The organism is Streptomyces sp. R-74717 (genome assembly GCF_047305335.1).
Classification (GTDB): domain Bacteria; phylum Actinomycetota; class Actinomycetes; order Streptomycetales; family Streptomycetaceae; genus Streptomyces; species Streptomyces atratus.
Genome location: NZ_CP102361.1, coordinates 6,300,298 through 6,319,131, shown reverse-complemented (window position 1 = coordinate 6,319,131; position 18,834 = coordinate 6,300,298). Strand labels below are relative to the sequence as shown.

Annotated in this window: 18 protein-coding genes and 1 pseudogene; 3 read left to right on the top strand and 16 right to left on the bottom strand. The window is 71.0% G+C overall.

The genetic code is table 11. The annotated features are described in order from the left end of the window. Positions 1-43: 43 nt before the first annotated feature. From NRF20_RS28980 to NRF20_RS28945, 8 genes are all read right to left on the bottom strand, one after another. The gene (locus NRF20_RS28980; protein WP_398628906.1) at positions 44-841 is read right to left on the bottom strand and encodes an ABC transporter permease; all 798 of its coding nucleotides are present in this window, start codon (positions 839-841) and stop codon (positions 44-46) included. Beyond that, the gene (locus NRF20_RS28975; RefSeq protein ID WP_398628907.1) at positions 828-1,772 is read right to left on the bottom strand and encodes a 2-aminoethylphosphonate ABC transporter permease subunit; all 945 of its coding nucleotides are present in this window, start codon (positions 1,770-1,772) and stop codon (positions 828-830) included. The genes NRF20_RS28980 and NRF20_RS28975 overlap by 14 nt, the downstream gene beginning before the upstream one ends. Further along, positions 1,765-2,856 (bottom strand): ABC transporter ATP-binding protein, encoded by a 1,092-nt coding sequence (locus NRF20_RS28970; protein ID WP_413753579.1) that lies wholly within the window; start codon positions 2,854-2,856, stop codon positions 1,765-1,767. The genes NRF20_RS28975 and NRF20_RS28970 overlap by 8 nt, the downstream gene beginning before the upstream one ends. Next, entirely contained in the window at positions 2,853-3,560 is a 708-nt protein-coding gene (locus tag NRF20_RS28965) for a phosphonatase-like hydrolase (protein ID WP_413753578.1), read from the bottom strand. The genes NRF20_RS28970 and NRF20_RS28965 overlap by 4 nt, the downstream gene beginning before the upstream one ends. Next, positions 3,557-4,681 carry a TIGR03364 family FAD-dependent oxidoreductase gene (locus tag NRF20_RS28960; protein ID WP_398628910.1) on the bottom strand — a complete coding sequence of 375 codons (1,125 nt, stop codon included), beginning with the start codon at positions 4,679-4,681 and terminating at the stop codon, positions 3,557-3,559. The genes NRF20_RS28965 and NRF20_RS28960 overlap by 4 nt, the downstream gene beginning before the upstream one ends. 142 nt (positions 4,682-4,823) lie before the next feature. Next, positions 4,824-5,594 carry a GntR family transcriptional regulator gene (locus NRF20_RS28955; RefSeq protein ID WP_398628911.1) on the bottom strand — a complete coding sequence of 257 codons (771 nt, stop codon included), beginning with the start codon at positions 5,592-5,594 and terminating at the stop codon, positions 4,824-4,826. An 82-nt stretch (positions 5,595-5,676) separates the two neighbouring features. Next, the gene (locus NRF20_RS28950; RefSeq protein ID WP_413753577.1) at positions 5,677-6,996 is read right to left on the bottom strand and encodes a hypothetical protein; all 1,320 of its coding nucleotides are present in this window, start codon (positions 6,994-6,996) and stop codon (positions 5,677-5,679) included. A gap of 245 nt (positions 6,997-7,241) precedes the next feature. After that, positions 7,242-8,387 carry an ROK family protein gene (locus NRF20_RS28945; RefSeq protein ID WP_413753576.1) on the bottom strand — a complete coding sequence of 382 codons (1,146 nt, stop codon included), beginning with the start codon at positions 8,385-8,387 and terminating at the stop codon, positions 7,242-7,244. Between the two features lie 56 nt (positions 8,388-8,443). On the opposite strand from NRF20_RS28945, the gene NRF20_RS28940 reads away from it, so the two are divergent. Next, positions 8,444-9,598, top strand: coding sequence for a Gfo/Idh/MocA family oxidoreductase (locus tag NRF20_RS28940; RefSeq protein ID WP_413753575.1), 1,155 nt, complete (start codon positions 8,444-8,446; stop codon positions 9,596-9,598). Further along, positions 9,595-10,074, top strand: a complete 480-nt coding sequence (locus tag NRF20_RS28935) for a heme-degrading domain-containing protein (protein WP_398628915.1) — start codon at positions 9,595-9,597, stop codon at positions 10,072-10,074. The genes NRF20_RS28940 and NRF20_RS28935 overlap by 4 nt, the downstream gene beginning before the upstream one ends. A gap of 541 nt (positions 10,075-10,615) precedes the next feature. Here the strand turns inward: NRF20_RS28935 and NRF20_RS28930 are convergent. Continuing rightward, positions 10,616-10,888: a hypothetical protein gene (locus tag NRF20_RS28930; protein WP_413753574.1), complete on the bottom strand. Its 273-nt coding sequence runs from the start codon at positions 10,886-10,888 to the stop codon at positions 10,616-10,618. 5 nt (positions 10,889-10,893) lie between these two features. Here NRF20_RS28930 and NRF20_RS28925 point away from each other — a divergent pair, with 5 nt between their 5' ends. Beyond that, positions 10,894-13,284, top strand: coding sequence for a collagenase (locus NRF20_RS28925; RefSeq protein ID WP_413753573.1), 2,391 nt, complete (start codon positions 10,894-10,896; stop codon positions 13,282-13,284). A 546-nt stretch (positions 13,285-13,830) separates the two neighbouring features. Here the strand turns inward: NRF20_RS28925 and NRF20_RS28920 are convergent. The 7 genes and pseudogenes from NRF20_RS28920 to NRF20_RS28890 all read right to left on the bottom strand — a co-directional run bounded on the left by NRF20_RS28920 (position 13,831) and on the right by NRF20_RS28890 (position 18,826). Beyond that, the gene (locus NRF20_RS28920) at positions 13,831-14,691 is read right to left on the bottom strand and encodes a fumarylacetoacetate hydrolase family protein (RefSeq protein WP_413753572.1); all 861 of its coding nucleotides are present in this window, start codon (positions 14,689-14,691) and stop codon (positions 13,831-13,833) included. 136 nt (positions 14,692-14,827) lie between these two features. Further along, complete coding sequence (locus NRF20_RS28915; RefSeq protein ID WP_398628918.1) at positions 14,828-15,598, bottom strand: YidC/Oxa1 family membrane protein insertase; 771 nt, start codon at positions 15,596-15,598, stop codon at positions 14,828-14,830. Positions 15,599-15,695: 97 nt separating this feature from the next. Next, entirely contained in the window at positions 15,696-16,028 is a 333-nt protein-coding gene (locus tag NRF20_RS28910; RefSeq protein ID WP_413753571.1) for a DUF6412 domain-containing protein, read from the bottom strand. 122 nt (positions 16,029-16,150) lie between these two features. Continuing rightward, positions 16,151-16,264, bottom strand: a pseudogene (locus NRF20_RS28905) (transcriptional regulator); the annotation flags it as partial. 21 nt (positions 16,265-16,285) lie between these two features. Then, positions 16,286-17,821 (bottom strand): sodium:solute symporter family protein, encoded by a 1,536-nt coding sequence (locus tag NRF20_RS28900; RefSeq protein ID WP_413753570.1) that lies wholly within the window; start codon positions 17,819-17,821, stop codon positions 16,286-16,288. Then, a complete protein-coding gene (locus NRF20_RS28895; RefSeq protein ID WP_078852680.1) occupies positions 17,818-17,976 on the bottom strand; it encodes a DUF3311 domain-containing protein in 159 nt (52 codons plus the stop codon). Before NRF20_RS28895 ends, NRF20_RS28900 begins: the two co-directional genes overlap by 4 nt. A 55-nt stretch (positions 17,977-18,031) precedes the next feature. Next, positions 18,032-18,826, bottom strand: coding sequence for a class E sortase (locus NRF20_RS28890; RefSeq protein ID WP_413753569.1), 795 nt, complete (start codon positions 18,824-18,826; stop codon positions 18,032-18,034). Positions 18,827-18,834 lie beyond the last annotated feature (8 nt).

The window sequence follows — 18,834 nt, the reverse complement described above, 5'->3', positions numbered from 1 at the left end:
GGAGTCAGTACGGGGGGTATCGGCCGATCCACGGATCGGCGGATCAGCGGTACGAGGCCCTGGTGCGGATTCGGGCGACGCCGAGCAGCACGAGCAGCGTCGTTCCCATCAGGACCACGGCGACGGCCGCTCCGGTGAACAGCGAGCCGCGGTCGGTGGCCGCGAAGATCTGCACCGGGAGCGGTGTCCAGTCCGGCGGGTAGAGCATCATCGTGGCGCTCAACTCGCCCATGGACAGGGCGAAGCAGAGCCCTGCGGCCGCCGTGAGGGCCGGTAGCAGGAGCGGCAGCTTGATGCGCCACAGGACGTACGAGGGTCGGGCGCCGAGACTGGCCGCCGCCTGTTCGTACATCGGGTCGAGACGCACTATTGCCGCTGAGACCGACGAATAGGCGAACGCCGTGACAAGAATCGTGTGCGCCAGGATCACGATCCAGCGCGTCCCGTTCAGCAGCATCGGCGGCTTGCTGAACGCGACGAGCACGGCGAGGCCGACGACGACCGACGGTACGGCGACCGGCAGCATGAACAGCGCGTCGAGGAACCTCCTGCCGCGCCTGCGCAGCGAGGCGGCGGCGAGCGCGGCCCAGGAGCCGACGGTGAGGGCGAGCAGACTGGCGCTGACGGCGGTGATCAGGCTGGTGGTCAAAGCCCGGAGCCAGTCGCCGCCGGTCGCGGCCGCGTAGTGCTCGGTGGTCGGGCCCGAGGGGAAGGCGCCGGACCAGTTGGTGGTGAACGACGCGGCGAGGATGACCAGCAGCGGCACCGCGAACAGCGGGACGAAGAGCACGAAGAACACGGCCCAGGCGGCCCATTTCCCCGTACGGCTATGCACCAACACGGCGGCTCACCATCCGATACAGGCTGTAGAGACCCACGGAGATCGCGATGTTGACGACGGCGACGACACAGGCGGCCGGGTAGTCGGACTCCAGGATCGCCTTGCTGTAGATGAGCATCGGCAGGGTCGTGACCCCTTTCGCGCCGGTGAACAGCACGATGCCGAACTCGTTGAGGCACATCACGAGGACGAGGCTGCCGCCCGCGGCGAGCGCGGGGAGTGCCTCGGGGAGGATCACCTGCCGCACGATCCGGGCCGGCCCCGCGCCCAGCGAGGACGCCACCTCCAGCTGTGCGGTGTCGAGCTGCGAGAACGCGGCGAGCAGCGGGCGCATCACGAACGGGGTGAAGTACGTGACCTCGGCGAGCAGCACGCCCCACGGGGTGGTGAGGAAGTCGAAGGGCCCGCTCGATGCCCCGGTGACGTCCGTCCACAGGCCGTTGGCCATGCCGACATTGCCGTAGATGAACAGCAGGGCGAGCGTGATCAGGAACGACGGGAAGGAGAGGAAGACGTCGATGAACTTGGCGACCGCCCTGCCGCCGGGGAACGGCACGAACGCGATGACCATGGCCAGGACGAAGCCCAGTACCAGACATCCGACCGTCGAACCGACCGCCAGCCACACGGTGGTCGTCAGTGCGGAGCGGAACGACTCGGAGGCGAACACGTCACCGTACGGGGCGAGCGAGGTGCCGCCCTCGTCCGGGCTGACGGACTGCTGAACGACGAGGGCCAGCGGGTAGAGGAAGACGAGTGCGAGGACGGCGACGGGCGGCAGCGCCCAGACGAAGCGAGGGATCCGGCGGGCGCCCGCACCCCGGTCCGGGCCCTCGATCGGCTTGCGCGGGCCGGCGATCGAACGGCGCTTGAGAACGGAGCGGCTGCCCGACGGTCCCGGGCGGACATCCGCGGTCGGTGCGCTAGGCATGCGCCCCTCCCCCGGCTCCCGGTGCCGTGCCCGCAGGCAGCAGCACCGCGTCCTCCGCGGCGAAGTGCAGCGTCACCGTGTCACCGAGCGCCGGCGTCTCACGCAGCTCGCGGAGGTCCGCCTTGACCCGGTGCCCGTCGACGTCGACGTACAGCCGGTGGGTGGAGCCCCGCCACTGCACCTCGGCGATCGTGCCGCTCAGCGCGTTGGGCCCGTCGCCGAGCCCGATCAGATGGGGCCGGACGCACAGGGTGGCGGTGGCACCGCCGGCCGCTTCGCCGGTCGGTACGTCGAGCGCGCGCCCCGCGAAGTCGACGGTGTCGGCGCCGTCGGCGACGGTGACCGGCAGCAGATTCGCGTTGCCGACGAACGACGCGGTGAACTCCGTACGCGGACGGCGGTACAGCTCCTGCGGGGTGCCGCAGTCCTGCAGCCGCGCCTTGTCCATGACCGCGATCCGGTCGGCGAGGGTGAGCGCCTCGACCTGGTCGTGGGTGACGTACAGGATGGAGACGTCCGGCAGCTCCCGGTGCAGTCGCGCCAGTTCGGCGAGCATTCCGGAGCGCAGCTGGGCGTCGAGCGCGGAGAGCGGTTCGTCGAGCAGGAGCACGCCGGGGCGGATGGCGAGCGCGCGGGCGATGGCGACGCGCTGCTGCTGGCCGCCGGAGAGTTCGCGCGGGTAGCGCTCGGCGTAGGCGGCCATGCCGACGAGTTCGAGGGCCTCGGCGACCCGCTCGGGGATCTCCGCCTTCGCCGTCTTGCGGGCCTTGAGTCCGAAGGCGACGTTGTCCCGGACCCGCATGTGCGGGAAGAGGGCGTACTGCTGGACGACCATGCCGATGCCGCGCTTGTGCGGCGGCAGCCCGGTGACATCGCGGTCGCCGAGGTACACCCGGCCCGAGGCGGGCTGCACGAATCCGGCGACGGCGCGCAGGGCGGTGGTCTTGCCGGACCCGGAGGGCCCGAGCAGCGCCATGACCTCGCCGGGTTCGACGGTCAGATCGAGCCGGTCGAGGACGGTGTTCCCGCCGTACGCGACGCTGACCTGATCGAAACGGATCCCGCCGGTGGCCCCGCCGGTCATGCTTCCGCCCGGGCGACGAGGTCCGGCAGCCCGGCGACCGAACGCAGGACGTGGGTGGCCCCGTTGCGGGTCAGCTGGTCCTTGTCGTGTGCGCCGGTCAGCACGCCCGCGACGATCCCGGCGCCGGAGCGGACGCCGCTGAGCATGTCGTACGAGGTGTCCCCGGCGACCACGGTCTGCTGGACGCCGTCCACCGCACCGGTGCGCAGGAAGGCGGCGAGGACCATGTCCGGGTGGGGGCGCCCGCGCCCGCCCGCGTCGGCGGGGCACAGGGTCAGGTCGGCCAGGTCCTGCCAGCCGAGTGCGGCGAGGATCGCGTCCTGGGTGACGCGCGCGAACCCGGTGGTGAGGACCACCGTGCGGCCGGCTGCCTTCAGTTCCTCGATCGCCTCGCGGGCGCCGGGGACCGGGGCGATGAGGCCGCCGTCGACCAGCTCCCCGTACGCCTCCTCGAAGGCGGTGTTGGCCTGCTGGGCCCGGTCCTCGTCACCGAAGAGGTGGCGGAAGACGGAGATCTTGGACTCGCCCATGGTGGCGCGTACGTAGTCGAGCTTCCCGGCGTGGTCGGCGGAGCCGGGCTCCACGCCGAGGCGCTGGGCCGCGGCGGCGAAGGCCTGCTCGACGAGGCCGCCGTCGGCGACGGTGGTGCCGGCCATGTCGAGCACGATCAGGTTGAGGGGGTTCTGCGAGGTCAACTTCTTCACCAGCCCAGTTCGTTGGCGGTCGTTTCGGCGATTGCGGGCGAGCAGGTCATGCCGCGGCCGCCCGGTCCGGTGACCAGCCAGACGCCGTCTCGCACCTGCTGGCGGTGGACGACCCGGCTGGTGTCGGTGCACTGGGCATAAACCCCGGCCCAGCGGTGGCGGATCCTCGGCAGCGGGCGGCCGAGGAAGGATTCGACGACCCCGGTGAGGTGCTCGTACGGCTCCTCGACGGTGTCGAAGGAGAACGGGTGCTCGTACTCGTGGGTGTCGCCGATGGTCAGTCCGCCGTCGCGGCGCTGCACCATCAGGAGCTGCATCCTGTGCTCGGCGGCGGTCGGTGCCTGTGCCTGCCGGGCATTGAGGGTGTCCAGCGCCTCGCTCCGGTAGGCCGGGTAGTAGCGGAAGCTGTCGGCGTCGGCGACGGAGGTGGTGAGCGGCTCGCCGAGCGGGTCGGTCTGCATCATCTGGAGGCGTACGCGACGCACCGGCAGATCGGGGCCGGCCAGTTCGCGGACGAGTCCGCCGAGCCAGGCGCCGGTGGCCAGGATCACGGCGTCACCGGTGTGCATGTCGCCGTGGTCGTCGCGGACGGAGGCGGTGCCCATCACCTCGCGGACCTCACGCCCACCGAGGTACGTATAGCGCCCGGACTTCAACAGCTCCTGCTTCAGCGCCAGTTGGGCGGTGCGCGGCTCGACCGCCGCATCCCGCTCGCACCACAGGGCGGCGGTGAAGTCGCCGCGCAGCGCGGGGTTGATCGCGCGGGCCTCGTCGGCGGTGAGCAGCTTGTAGCCGCGGGCCGCCGCGTCGGGGCGGGCGACGGCCGCCTCCGCGACGGCGGTCTCCAGCTCGGTGCGGAGCGGGGTGAGCGAGCCGCAGGGCCTGAAGCCGAGACCGGGGACCCGGGCCCCGATGTCCTCCCACAACTCACGGGCGCGAAGTGCGGTCTCCAGTTCCTCGCCACCGGCCCGGCCGCTGACCCATATCTGTCCGAAATTGCGGAGCGATGCCCCGCGTGCCTCGCTCTCGCGCTCGATCTGTACGACCTCGTGGCCGCGGTTCACTGCGTGCCAGGCGTGCATGGTTCCCACCACGCCGGCTCCTACGACGATGACTCTCACGACGGCCACGCTCCTCGGGGCCGGTGACCCGTACGGATCGGTACGGCAACGGGAGGGTGAACTGGGCCCCAAGCTTGGACTAGACCCGTTACATTCTCGTTATCATGATGAGTCGATCGGCGACTGCCGAGTCCGGGGTCGTTCAGTGTCCGCCCTGCGCGCCCAGGTGTGCGGTGAAGGAGAACCTGTCCCCACGGAAAAGGGTCCGTACGCGCTCCAGCGGCTTCCCGCCCGTATCGCGTGAGATCCGGTGGATCAGCAGCATGGGCAGTGCGGGCGGGGTACCGATGAGCAGCGCCTCGCGCGGCGTCGCGAGCACGGTCTCGATCCGCTCGTCCGCATCACCGAAGGAGATCCCGAGCCGGTCGCGGAGGTAGGCGTAGAAGGACGAGTCGGGGTCGAACCCTTTGTCGAGATCCGGTACGCGGGCGACGGAGACGTACGTGCTCTCCAGGCCGACCCGGTCGTCGTCGGCGAGCAGCACCCGCTCCAGGTGCCAGACCGGTTCGCCGCGCCCCACCCCGATGTCGGCGGCCAGCGCCTCGGGGCAGGGGAACCGCTCCAGACCGATGAGGTGACGGCCGGGGGTGCGGCCCTGGCGGCGTACACCTTCCGTATAGCTCGCCAGCGAGAGCGGCTGCTCCAGCTTGGGGCCCGCGACGACGGTGCCGCGCCCCTGGCGGGCGAGCCGCCCCTCCAGCAGGAGTTCGCGCAGCGCCTGGCGCACCGTCTCGCGCGAGACTTCGTAGCGCTCGGCCAGATCGCGTTCGGTGGGCAGCATGCCGCCCTCGCCCAACTCCTCTATGAGGAGGGATACACGGGCCTTGACCGCGTAGTACTTGGGGATACGGCCGTGCTCCGGGATGCCGGAACGGATGGGTGCGCCAGGTGTCTGGTCGTACGGGTAGTCCACGGCCCGATGGTGGCAGACGGACATGAACACCCGTGAACGCCCAGGCGCGGACGGACCTGGCGACGGGTGCGGAAGGGGCGGTTCAGGGGCGGCGGCGCGGGCGCCGGGACCAGACCACCATGGCCCCGCCACCGATCAGGAACCCGGCAACGGTGATGCCGGGGTACGGAACGGTGGCCGGGCCGGTTGCGGCCAGCTCGGGGAGGTCGCCGTCGGCAGGGGTCCGGGCGGGTGCGAACGGCCGCGGAGCGTCACCGGTGCCGGCGGTGTCACCGGTGCCGGCGGTGGCGCTGGGCCTGGCTTCGTCGGGCAGGGTGTCGCGGGGGGTGTCGCCGACCTTCCCGGCCCCGCCGATCTCCCCCGTCCTGTCGGCCGCTCCCGTCCCGCCGACCTCCTTGGTCCCGCCGACCTCGCCAGTCCTGCCGACCTCCCCCGTCCCGCCGACCTTGCCAGTCCTGCCGGCCTCCCCCGTCCCGCCGACCTCCTTGGTCCCGCCGACCTCCTTGGTCCCGCCGACCTCGCCAGTCCTGCCGACCTCCCCCGTCCCGCTGACCTCCCCGGTCTCGTCGATCTCTCCGGTCTCGTCGCTGTCCTCGACGACGGCGAAGGGGTATTCGTCGGACTCGCCGACCCAGGCCCCGTCGTCCTTCCCGGTCCCGCCGCTCGCTGCGGGCTGCCGCTGGACGATCGCGGCATTGGCGGTCATCCGGCCCGGGCTGGTGTCCGAGGTGAACGCCATCCGGACCTCGACGGTGACGGTACTGCCCGCGGGGATGGTGAAGCCCTCGAAGGAGTCGGCGCCGTCGCCGCCGAAGACACCGATGTGTTCGTCCTGGTCGGTGGTCTCCCAGGTGACGCGGTGCTCCACATCGGGACGGCTCGGCTCGGAGAACTCCAGCTGGATCTGGTCGGAGGCCAGCTTCCGGTCCTCGTCGGCGAGGACCAGCACAGGATGGATGGCCCGGCACGACTCGGTGGTGGTGTTGGTGAGGTCCAGGAACCAGGTTCCGTAGCCGCCGCCGGATGCGTAGGTGTCCGGACCACCGTGGATACGGGTGCTGATCGGGAAGTCGCTCGCCTCGGGATCACCGCAGGTGGACTGCTGGTCGGCGGTGGCGAAATCCGGCTTCGCGACCGGGGTGGCCGAAGATGCGGCGGAGGCGGGTGCGGCGGATGCGCCACCGAGGACGACGGGAACCACGCTCGCCGCCGCCAGCCCGAGCGCGAGCCCGTGCCGCGTCCGCCCGGGGAGCGGGTGCGGGGGCGAGGGAGGACGCGCGGGGGCTGTGGATGCGGGGATGGAGGCGTCGGAGGACAGAGGGATGGATACAGGACCGTCCGCGGGGATGGATGCAGGGGTGGAGGCGGAAGGCCTGCCGGACGGGGGCGGTGTGGGGGGCATGCGGGGCACCCTTCGCTGCTCGCGAGACGGTCGGCTCGCCCCGTGCGCCGGAGTTCACCGGTTCTGGGCCGCGACGCTGCCACGCGCGCGCGAGGTGACCGGCACCGACTTGCCGGAGGGCCGCCCGGCCGGCGCCCCGGAACCGCTCGATCAGCTCAGTTGCGCCCCGCGTCCGCGCTTCCGCCCTCGGTCGCCGGGCGGCCACGGGACCGAAGCCGAACCTGCCGCGCCCGGCCGCCGGGCGGTCACGGGATCAGGACCGCGCCCCCGTCCGCACCTCCGACGTCCGCACCTGCGACCCGCCCGAACAGCGGGGCCAGGACCAGCTGCGCGGCTCCCTCCGCGACCGGCCGGTCCCCTCCCCCGGTGGCGGTGACCGGCACCGGCGCGTCGATTCCGCCCAGCCGGGCGCGCTCGTCGATCACGGCACGGACGCCTCGCACGTACGCATCGGGGTCGGCGGCGACGGTACGGCCGCCCAGCATCACCCGGTCGATGTCGAGCAGCCCGACGAGGTTGGCGGCGCCGGTACCCAGCACCCGTGCAGCCTCCGCGACATCACCACGGGCGACGGCGGCGAGACAGAGCGCCTCGATGCAGCCGCGCCCGCCGCAGCTGCACACCGGCCCGTCCAGCTGGACGGTCTGGTGCCCGAACTCACCGGCCCCGGTACGGGCCCCGCGATGCAGCCCCCCGCCCAGGACCAGCCCGGCACCGAGCCCGGTCCCGAGGTGCAGATACGCGAAGTCGCCCGCGCCCGCCGCGTGCAGGGCGAGGCCCAGGGCCGCGGCGTTGGTGTCCTTGTCGACGACGACGGGCAGCCCGGTCCTCGCGGCGAGCGCGTCCCGCAACGGATACCCGTCCCACTGCGGGAACCCGGTGACGCGGTGCAGCACCCCGCCCCGGTGGTCGAGCGGCCCCGGCACCGCCACGCCGACCCCGAGCACCGGCAGGTCCACGGGCTGCGCGCCCCCGCCCCGTACCGCCGCGACCGCGTACGCCGCCATGGCGACCACCTCGTCCGCCGGGGCACCGAAGTCCAGCGGGGCGGTACGGCCGGCGGCAACCGCGCCGGCCAGGTCGACGAGCACCACCGTCAGCTCGTCGCGGTCCAGGTGCATGCCGACCGCGTACCCGGCGTCCGGCACCAGCCGCAGCACGGTGCGCGGCTTGCCCCCGGTGGAGGCCCGGTGGCCCGCGTCGGTCGCCAGGCCCTCGGCGCGCAGCCGGGCGGTGATCTTGCTGACGGCCTGCGGCGTGAGCCCCGTACGCTCGGCGAGTTCGAGCCTGCTGATGCCGCGCTCGCCCGCCACCCGCAGCAGATCCAGCACCAACGCCGCATTGTGGCTGCGCAGCGTCGGCAGGTTCGCGCCGCTATTACTCCTGTTCACAGCCCCATTGTCCCTGTCGCTTGCACTTTGGCAACAGCGTTGCTTAAGTGACAGGCATGACTGGCAACGCGACTCACGAGACGCCCGGGCTGTCCGAGACCCCCCTGCGCGTCGGACTCGTCGGCTACGGCCTGGCGGGTTCCGTCTTCCATGCCCCGCTGATCACCGCGACCGAGGGCCTCGTCCTCGACACGGTCGTCACCTCGAACGAGGAGCGGCAGGCGCAGGCGCGCGCCGAGTTCCCCGACGTACGGTTCGCCGCGTCGCCGGGGGAGCTGTGGGGGCGGGCGGACGAACTCGATCTGATCGTGATCGCGTCGCCGAACAGGACCCATGTCCCGATCGCGACCGCCGCGATCGAGGCCGGTCTGCCGGTCGTCGTGGACAAGCCGATCGCCGGTACGGCCGCCGAGGCGCGGGAGCTCGCGGCCCTCGCCGAGGAGCGCGGGCTGCTGCTCTCGGTCTTCCAGAACCGCCGCTGGGACAACGACTTCCTCACTCTCGCCCGCCTGGTCGCAGACGGTGAGCTGGGGGACGTCCAGCGCTTCGAGTCCCGTTTCGAGCGGTGGCGGCCGCAGCCGAAGGGCGGCTGGCGCGAGTCGGGCGACCCTCAGGAGATCGGCGGGCTGCTCTACGACCTGGGCAGCCATGTCGTCGACCAGGCGCTCGTCCTGTTCGGACCGGCGGTACAGGTGTACGCGGAGTCCGACGTACGCCGCCCCGGCGCCGCCGCCGACGACGACACGTTTCTCGCGATCACCCATGCGAACGGGGTCCGCTCGCATCTGTACGTCAGCGCCACCACGGCCCAGCTCGGCCCGCGCTTCCGGGTGCTCGGCTCGACCGCCGGCTATGTGAAGTACGGCCTCGACCCGCAGGAGGCCGACCTGCGCGCGGGCGCGCGTCCGACGGCACACCGGCCGTGGGGCGAGGAGCCCGAGGAGCTGTGGGGCCGGATCGGCTCGGGCGAGTCCCCGCTGACGGGCGGCGGCGCCCCGGTCCGTACGCTGCCGGGCGACTACCCCGCGTACTACGCGGCGGTCACCGACGCGCTGCGCGGAAAGGGTGACAATCCAGTGACCGCCCTCCAGGCCGCCGCTGCCCTGGACGTACTGGAGGCCGCGCGCCGCTCGGCCCGCGAGGGCGTCACCGTGCCCCTGCCCGCCGCAACCCCGTCCACCTCCGCCGATACCGAGGAGCAGACCGTATGAACCCCACCGCTCCGACCATCTCCGAGCTCATCGCTCAGGAACGCCGACTGACGCTGCCGCATTTCAGCTACGACGATGCGTACGCGCTCGGCGGCCTGCTCGTCTCGATGGCCCGGGAAAGGCACGCCCCGGTCGCGATCGACATCCGCCGCGGCGCGCAGCAGCTGTTCCATGCCGCGCTGCCGGGATCGAGCGCGGACAACGACGCCTGGATCGACCGCAAGCGCAAGGTCGTGGAACGGTACGGCGAGAGCTCGTTCCTGGTCGGATCCCGGTTCCGGTCGAAGGGGACGACCTTCGACGAGTCCTCGCGCCTGGACCCGGACACGTACGCCGCGCACGGCGGTTCGTTCCCGATCGCGGTCGAGGGCGCGGGCGTCATCGGCTCGGTGACGGTCTCGGGCCTGCCCCAGGCGGAGGACCACGCCCTGGTGGTCGAGGCGCTGGAGCAGTTCGCGACGACGATCGGCGCGTGACGGGAAGGAGGGGTGGGGCGCCGGCGACGCGGGACCCCACCCCTCCGATCTGTCAAGGCCGTCATCCCAGAGAAGAGGGACCAGGCCGCCAACCGCAAGAAGAAGGGCTCCACAGGCGGCCGGCCCCGTCCTCCTCGGCCTCGCCGCCCTAGCCATCCGCGGCCGCGGGGAACGTGACGAAGCCCTTCCCCCGGCGGGGGAAGGGCTTCGTGAGTGAGCGCTGGGCAGGCCTTGCACCTGCATTTCCCCGCAGGAAGCGGGGTGTCTTTCCTTGGACCACCAACGCAGCGTCAGTCGCCGTGAGTTGCGGAAACTTCCAAGATCAACCATAGCGCATGCGGCCGTCGGTCGGCCCCGGCCATCACGAGGACGTTCGGCACCAAGGCAGTCCCCGACGGGGAGACGGCGCTGGCACAATGCGTGATGCCCGATCGGGGCGATCCGCGTCCAGCGCCGTCGCCAGGCAGCCCGCGAGCCCGGACCATGCGGTTCGGGCTCGCGGCATGTATCGGTATCGGCCGGCGGTCGGCCTGATGGCATGTCAGGCCGACTGCTCGACATGGGCGAGGCGGTTCTGGGCGTACGTGAAGAGCAGGCCGACGTGCACGCGGAGAAGTGCGGGGTCGGCGCAGCACACCTGGCCGGAGCCGTATTCCACAGCGATCAGGGAGCCCAGCGAGTTCGAGCGAGCGACGGCCGGGACGGGCGAGTGGGCGCGCGACGGCCTTCCGGGGCCGCCGATCTGACAACCTTTCGGTTTGCGACGGACGGCAATCCGGTCCGGGATCTTCCCGCGCGATGCGACATGTGCCATTTTACATGTCACATATCGAATGCCCGCATGCCCAACGTGCGGCCACGAAGGCCCCGGAGGCCCCTCAGATGCGCCCCTCCCGGATATCAACGGCCAACGCGCGCAGGCTTTCTGCGCTCGGCGCCGCTCTCTTCGTCGCGCTCGGCCTGCTCACGCCGCAGAGCCAGGCCACCCCCGTCGGCGCCGTGACCAAGGTTGGCGCCAACGCTGCCGGACCCGCGGCCTCGGCGCCGCGGTCGATCCCGGTCCCCAGGTCGCCCGACGCCACGACCGACGGCTCCGGTTTCAAGATCTCCTCACAGGACTCCATCGAAGAGTCCGGCCCGGCGGCCGCCCCGACCGCCGAGCCCGTCAAGGCCGGCAAGCAGTCGGCCGCCGCCGGCGGGAACGAATGCGGCGACCTGTCCGGAGTGATCAACGCCACGGGCAGCGCGCTGATTCAGCAGCTCAAGGCCCTCCCCGGGGTCACTTGCACCTACCCGCTGTTCAACCTCACCGGCACCGACGCCGGGAAGACGTTCCGCGAGCCCCAGATGGTGACCGTCGCCAACGCGCTGCGCGACGCCTCCGCCACCTACCCGGGCGACAACAGCACCTCCGTGGGCCAGTTGGTGATGTTCCTGCGCGCCGGCTACTACGTGCAGGACAACCACCAGGACGTCGTCGGTGACTACGGCACGGCGCTGCAGGCCTCGGGCCGCGGCGCGCTGGACGCCTTCTTCGCCGCCCCGCGCAGCAAGGACGTCACCGACGCCAACGGCGACACGCTCAACGAGGTCGTCACGCTGATCGACAGCACCCACGAGGCCGGCCGGTACGCCGGCGTCGTCAAGTGGCTGCTCGCCAACTACGACGCCACCTGGCCGAGCCGGATGACCCTCTCCCTCGAGAACGCCGAGCGCGTCGTCGAGAACGGCTTCGATACCAAGAACGACGGCCGGGGCTGGCGGGCCGCGCTCAAGGCCGACCCTGCGATCCTCAACACCTGGGCCGACTTCATCACCCGCAACGAAGCGCAGCTGAACCGCTTGGACGTCATCAGCAATGTCGGCCGCTTCCTCGGTTACGCCCTCGACGTTCCCGAGCTCAAGGACCGGGTCCGGCCGCTGCTGAAGGACCTGATCAACCGCTACCCGAACGTCGGCCCCACCGCCCCGATCACCATGAACCTGGGCTGGGCCACACGTCAGTACGACAAGGGCAACTGCGCGGCCTACGGCATCTGCGACCTGGGCAGCCGCGTACTCCCGGTGGTCCTGCCGGTCCAGCACACCTGCACCCCGGGCCTGAAGATCCGCGCCCAGGACATGTCCCCCGGGCAGCTGGCCACCACCTGCACCAGCCTGATCAACCAGGACGCCTACTTCCACCGCGTGATCGGTGACAAGGGCGCGATCCCCGGTGACGTGAACACCAACCTGGAGGTCGTCGTCTTCGACGACTACACCCAGTACTCGCTGTACGCCTGGGCCATCTACGACATCGACGTCGACAACGGCGGCATGTACGAGGAGGGCGACCCGGCCAAGCCGGGCAACCAGGCCCGCTTCATCGCCCACGAGGCGTCCTGGCTGCGCCCCAAGTTCGAGATCTGGAACCTCAACCACGAGTACACCCACTACCTCGACGGCCGCTACAACATGCACGGCGACTTCGCCGCCGGCCAGACCACGCCGACCATCTGGTGGGTCGAGGGCATCGCCGAGAACATCTCGTACGGCTACCGCCAGGAGCGCAACGCCGACGCGATCGCCGAGGCCGGTAGGAAGACCTACAAGCTCAGCGAGTTGTTCGACACCGTCTACGGCCAGGACGAGGACTCCGACGTCAACTCGACCCGGGTCTACCGGTGGGGCTTCCTGGCGGTCCGCTACATGCTGCAGGCGCACCCCGCGGACATCGAGACCGTGCTCGGCAAGTACCGCACCGGTGACTGGAGCGGTGCCCGCACCTTCCTGAAGCAGACCATCGGCACCAGGTACGACGCCGACTTCGCCACCTGGCTGACGACCACCTGCGCGACTGACAACTGCGGCCCCCTGCCGGAGGCCCCGTCCACCCCGCTCTGCACCAACGCAGACCCGCGCCAATTCGACAAGAACTGCCGCCGGGACAAACTCGCGGCCACCACCGGCAACTACAGCAGCCACTTCCTGTACCTGCCGGCAGGCGTCCAGCACCTGACCATCACCAGCACCGGCGGCACCGGCAACGCCGACCTGTACTACAACGGCACCGGCTGGGCCACCACCACCTCGTACCAGGCGAAGTCCACCAACGCCGGTAACAACGAGACGCTGACCATCGACAACCCGCCGTCCGGCTGGGTCTACTTCAGCCTCGCCGCCGGACAGCAGGACTTCAGCGGCGTGAGCGTCACCACGCAGTACCAGTAGGCCGCTCCACCGGAACCCACCGAGGTCCGCCGAGCAGGGAAGGCCCCCGCCGGCGTGACACTGTCGGAAAACGGGGCTTGGGCGTGCGTCCCGCCGTCGTCGGGCGGCGGGACGCAGTGCTGTCCCCGCCCGACCAGGTCCGGAGCCGGCGGCACCTGGTACAACCGTCGGCGGCATCGCCCTCGCCCTCAGCAGGCGCCGGCACCGCCGGTGCGGCGGTTACGGCAGACGAGGAGATGGCGGCGGCGACGGCGGCCAGGGCCCAGTCCTAGGCCCTTGGCTCCGGCCCGGGCGGACCTTCTGCCAGACCCGCTTCGGGATCCCCTCGACCAGGGCGTCAGCGCGGATCTTTCCGGCGGGTGGCTCCAGCTGCGCCGACTCGGCCGCAGCAAGAAGGCCGTTGACAGCTCTCGCACCGTGCTCAACCTCGCGTCGGCCGAGGCCGAGCGGCGTTAACCGTCCGCAACTGCGGCAGCAGGGCCTTCTCGCGCTCGGTGGGAGTAGACACCCTCCGAATCGAACCGCCCCAGGCGCACCGTCTTCCTGCTAGGCACCCTTCAGTTCCTGCCGCTGCCGCCCCAGCCCCGCGACCTCCAGCTCCACGACATCTCCCGCCCTCAGATACGGCTTGGGTTCGGGGTGCCCCAGCGCGACCCCCGCCGGCGTTCCGGTGTTGATCACATCGCCCGGGTACAGGGTCATGAAGTGGCTGAGGTATCGGACCACCTCACCCACGGGGAAGATCTGGTCGGCCGTCGTGCCGTCCTGCTTCAGCTCACCGTTGACCCAGAGCTTCAGCGACAGCGCCTGCGGGTCGGCGATCTCGTCCACCGTCACCAGCCACGGCCCCAGCGGGTTGAACGTCTCGCAGTTCTTGCCCTTGTCCCAGGTTCCGCCGCGCTCGATCTGGAACTCGCGTTCGGAGACGTCGTGCGCCGTCGCGTATCCGGCGACATGTGCGAGCCCCTCCTCGGCGGACTCCAGGTAGCGAGCGGTGCGCCCGATGACGACCGCGAGCTCCACCTCCCAGTCGGTCTTGACGCTGCCGCGCGGCACCAGCACCGTGTCGTCGGGTCCGACGACGGTGTCCGGCGCCTTGAAGAACAGGATCGGCTCGGCGGGAATCTCCGCACCGGTCTCGGCGGCGTGGTCGTGGTAGTTCAGCCCGATGCACACGATCTTGCCGATCCGGGCGAGCGGCGGCCCGACCCGCAGCCCCTCGGCGTCGAGCTCGGGCAGCTCGCCGGGCGCGGCCGCGGCGGCCCGTACCCGGGCGAGCGCGGACTCGTCGGCGAGCAGCGTGCTGTCGATGTCGGTGACGATTCCCGACAGGTCACGCAGGGTTCCGTCCTCGTCCAGCAGTGCCGGTCGTTCCGCGCCTGCCGTACCCACACGAAGCAGCTTCAACGGTCTTTCTCCCCTTGGTCGAGATCGGGCCCGCCGGATGGGTGGCGGCCATCGCAGGCTTGTCCGATCGTCCAAGACATCCGATCACTCCGCAAGACCCTGTTCACACACTGGACCGGCGCACTGGCCGCCCCGATCACGCCGCGGTGGCCATGGCGGTGCCGGCGGCCGGCATGTCGCGGTAGAGGACGGCCCGCTCGATCGCGGTCCAGGTGGTGCTCGTGACGACGTACAGCGCGGCGGCGAGCGGTACGACGGACACGGTGAAGAGGGTGGCGAAGGACATCAGGGGCATCAGCTTCGTCATCGCGCCCATGCCCGGGACCGGCTGTCCGTCGGGCCCGGTGGTCGGGGTGACGGGGTTGGCGGCCATCTGCTGCTTCGTACGCCGGAAGTTGAAGGTGGCCACGACGGCGACGATCGCGAACAGGCCGAGGTAGACCATGCCCTGCGCCCCGAACAGCCCGCCGTGCGCGAGCGCGTCCTGCCAGCGCTCGCCGAGCGGGGCGCCGAAGAGCTGGTGGCCGAGCAGCTCGTTGGGGTGGCCGTCGATCGTCCGGCTGGAGAAGAGGTGGTAGAGGAGGAAGAAGGCGGGCATCTGCAGAAGGCTCGGCAGGCAGCCGGAGAGCGGCGAGACGTTCTCCGCCTTGTGCAGTTCCATGAGCGCCTTCTGCATGCGCTCGGGGTTCTTGCCGTGTTTCTTGCGCAGCTCGGCGATCTGCGGCTGGAGCCTGGTGCGGGCTTTCTGTCCGCGCGCCGCGGCCCGCGACAGGGGGTGCACGGCGAGCCGCACGAGCGCCGTGAACAGCACGATCGCGGCGGCGGCGGACGCGCTCTGGAAGAGCGGGTGCAGCACATCGGCCAGCGCGCCGACCAGGGCGGCGAATGCGGACATGATGACGGACATGGGTGAGCCCTCCGGGGGTCTCGTCTTGCCGGGAAGAAGAGCGAACTCGGCATGACGAACCGCGAGGGGTGCCTACTACTGGTGTGAGTGCGAGCCCCTACGCGGCCGTCGGGAGGGCACGGCCGGGGGCTCGGGGGCGCCTGCGCCCCTTGGCGTCCGGGTCTCGCTGCGGCAGGAACGCGGTGCGTTTCTCCCGGTCGCGTATGGCCGTACGGACCCGGGTGCGGGGCATGGGGGCGGCGCAGCGGGCGCTGATGACCGAGGCGGCGACGAGCGCGGAGCCGGCGGCCGCCGTGGCGGCGAGCGCGACGGCGGCGGAGAGGCTGCCGCCTTCGGCGAGGACGACTTCGGTGACGAGGAAGAGCAGCAGTCCCAGGGGGCGGAGCAGCCGGGCGAGGCCACCGCGCAGACGGTTCACGTCACCACTCATCGGCCCCTCCCTTCTTCCCCTTCGCGGCCTGACGGCCGGGCTCACTCAGCCACGCTTTTCGCGCAGGTGTGCGTTCGGCTCTCCAGCCGTTATACACGATGGGTCCGGCACACCTGTCCGCGCTAGGCGCGATCGGTCTCCAGCGGCCGCAGCAGTCGGTGCGGCGCGAGCAGGGCGCGGCTGACCGGATCGGCAGGGTCCGGATCGAGTCCGTCGCCCGGCCGCATCTCGACGTCCCCGGGCCCTGCCGGCGACGGTCAGCGTCCTGTTCCTGCGGGAACGCCGCTGAGCTCCGCGTCCTCCTCCGGGGTCTCGATCTCGTCGCGCGCGAGCACCTCGCTGTCCGGCCGGTCGTCGTGCTCGCGCGGGCCCGCGTACGTCACGGCGAGCACGACGACGAGGTTGGCGCCGAGCGCCACGATGCCCGCGTTCACCCCCCACACCGGATCGTTCTCCGTGAACACGAACCCGCACACCACGCCCACGCCGACGACCAGCCCGCTCATCGCCCCGAGCAGGGTCAGCCGCCGCCACATCAGCCCCAGCAGCACCATGGGGAGCAGCTGCGCCATCCCCTCGTACGAGATGAGGGAGAGCCGTACGAGGGTGTTCGGCGCGGTGTACGTGAGCACGAGCGCGATCACACCCGCGGCCACCACGACGGTCTGGGCGGCGCCCTTCTGCCGCCGCTCCCACCGCGGCACGAGCGACAGCACACTGCGCCCCCACATCGTGCCGATGACCAGCATGAAGACGGCCATCGGCACGATCGACGACAGAGCCGCCGCCACACCGATGACGCCGACCGCCCAGGCCGGCAGCGAGTCCACGACAAGCTTGAAGAGCGCCAGGTTGGACTCGGCGCCGACGAGCCCCGGCACGACGAAGAGAGCGGCCATGCCGAGCAGCATCGGCACGAAGAGCAGCACGTTGTAGGCGGGCAGCCACATCGCGTTGCGGCGCAGTACGTCGGCGTTCTTCGCGCCGAGATAGCCGGCGACGGTCGTCGGGAAGATCACCACGGTGAGGGAGTTGAGGAACGAGGTGGTGATGAACCATGCCTGCCCGAGCCCGCTGTCCCCGTGCCCGGGGAAGGTCAGCCACTGACTCTTCTCGGTGACGAGCCGGTCGAGGAAGGGCCCGTAGCCGTCGAAGTAGTGGATCGGTACGTAGAGGGCGAGGAAGCCGAGCGTGGCGATCACGAGGATGTCCTTGAGGACGGACACCCACGCGCTGCCGCGCAGCCCGCTCACCACGACGAAGCCGGTGGTGACGGCGAAGGCTATGAAGTACGCCCAGTTCAGGCTGATGGCACCGTAGGAGATGGTCGATACGACCACGCCCATGCCGGTGATCTGGAGCTGGATGTACGGCAGCAGGAAGACGGTCGCGAGGACGGCGACCAGCGCACCGAGCCAGGGCCGTCCGAAGCGGTGCGCCACCATGTCGGTGATCCCGACGAGTCCGTGCTTGCGTGCGTACGCCCAGAGCATCGGCCCGACGACATAGCCGAGGGCGTAACCGCAGGACATGTACGCCACCACGTAGAGCACGGGCGCCCCGTAGTTGTAGCCCCATCCCGCGGCGCCCAGGTAGCTGAAGCTGGTGTAGCCCTCGCCGGCCATCAGCACCCAGATGAACACGGTCCCGAGGCTGCGCCCGCCCACGGACCACTCCGCGAGCCCGCCACCGTCTCCGCTTCCTCTCCGCCGCCCGCGCATCGCGAGCAGCCCGAGGGCGACGGTGATGACCATGAAGACCCCGAAGACGGAGGTCGCGACTGCGGCGTTCACCGGCGGTCCCCCCGTCGGGTCAGCCATACGGCGACGGGTGTCAGCAGGGTCGCCCCGAGCAGCCATACGAAGAGGAACGGCAGTCCGAGAACCACGGGACGGACCCGGTTCACGAACGGCAGCGCCCCCAGGTACAGGACGTAGGGGACCAGCAACCACAACAACTGCGGACGTCGTCTGAGCACGTCAGGGAACCTTAGTGCGAATCCGCTACCGCGCCCGGACCCCCGTCAGCTTCCCCCATACGACAAGCCGGTAACGGGAGGTGAATTCGGGCGTGCACGTAGTGAGCGTCACATAGGAACCGGCCGTGCTGTACCCGGCGTACGGCTTCGCATTGCTGCGCGGGACGGCCGCGATGACACCGCTGTCACGGGCGCTGGTCTGCCCGAGCGTCCGGTCGACGGTGTACGTGTAGACGGCGTCCCGGGTCTCGACATCGATCCGGTCCCCGCGCCGCAGCCGGTTGATGTACCGGAAGGGCTCGCCGTGCGTGTTGCGGTGCCCGGCGAGCGCGAAGTTCCCGGCCCGGCCGGGCTGTGCGGTGCGTGGGTAGTGCCCGACGTACCCCTTGTCGAGGACGCCCCGTTTGCTGATGCCCTGGGCGACGGGGGCGGTGAGCCCGAGCCGCGGGATACGGATGACGGCGTACGCCTGATCCCAGCGGGGCGCGGGGGGTGCGGTGCGGCCCCCGGACGAACGCCCGCCGGAAGGCCCACGTCCAAACTCGCCACTGCTCCCCGTACCGCCCTCCGCCCCCTGCGGCTGTCGCGGCTGCTCCTGTGGCTGCCCCTGCGGCTCCCCCCACTCCCTCTGAAGGGCCTGCACCTTGTGCTGGGCGTCGGCGCGGGCCTGCCGGTTGGTCCACCACAGCTGATGAACAACGAGCAACAACAGGACGACGCCCAGGGTCACCACCACCTCGGCGCCCGTCCACAACCCGCGCGCGGCGACCCGACGCCCTCGCGAGTTCCGCTGCACCACGACCGGTATCCGCTCCCGCACGGCCCGCA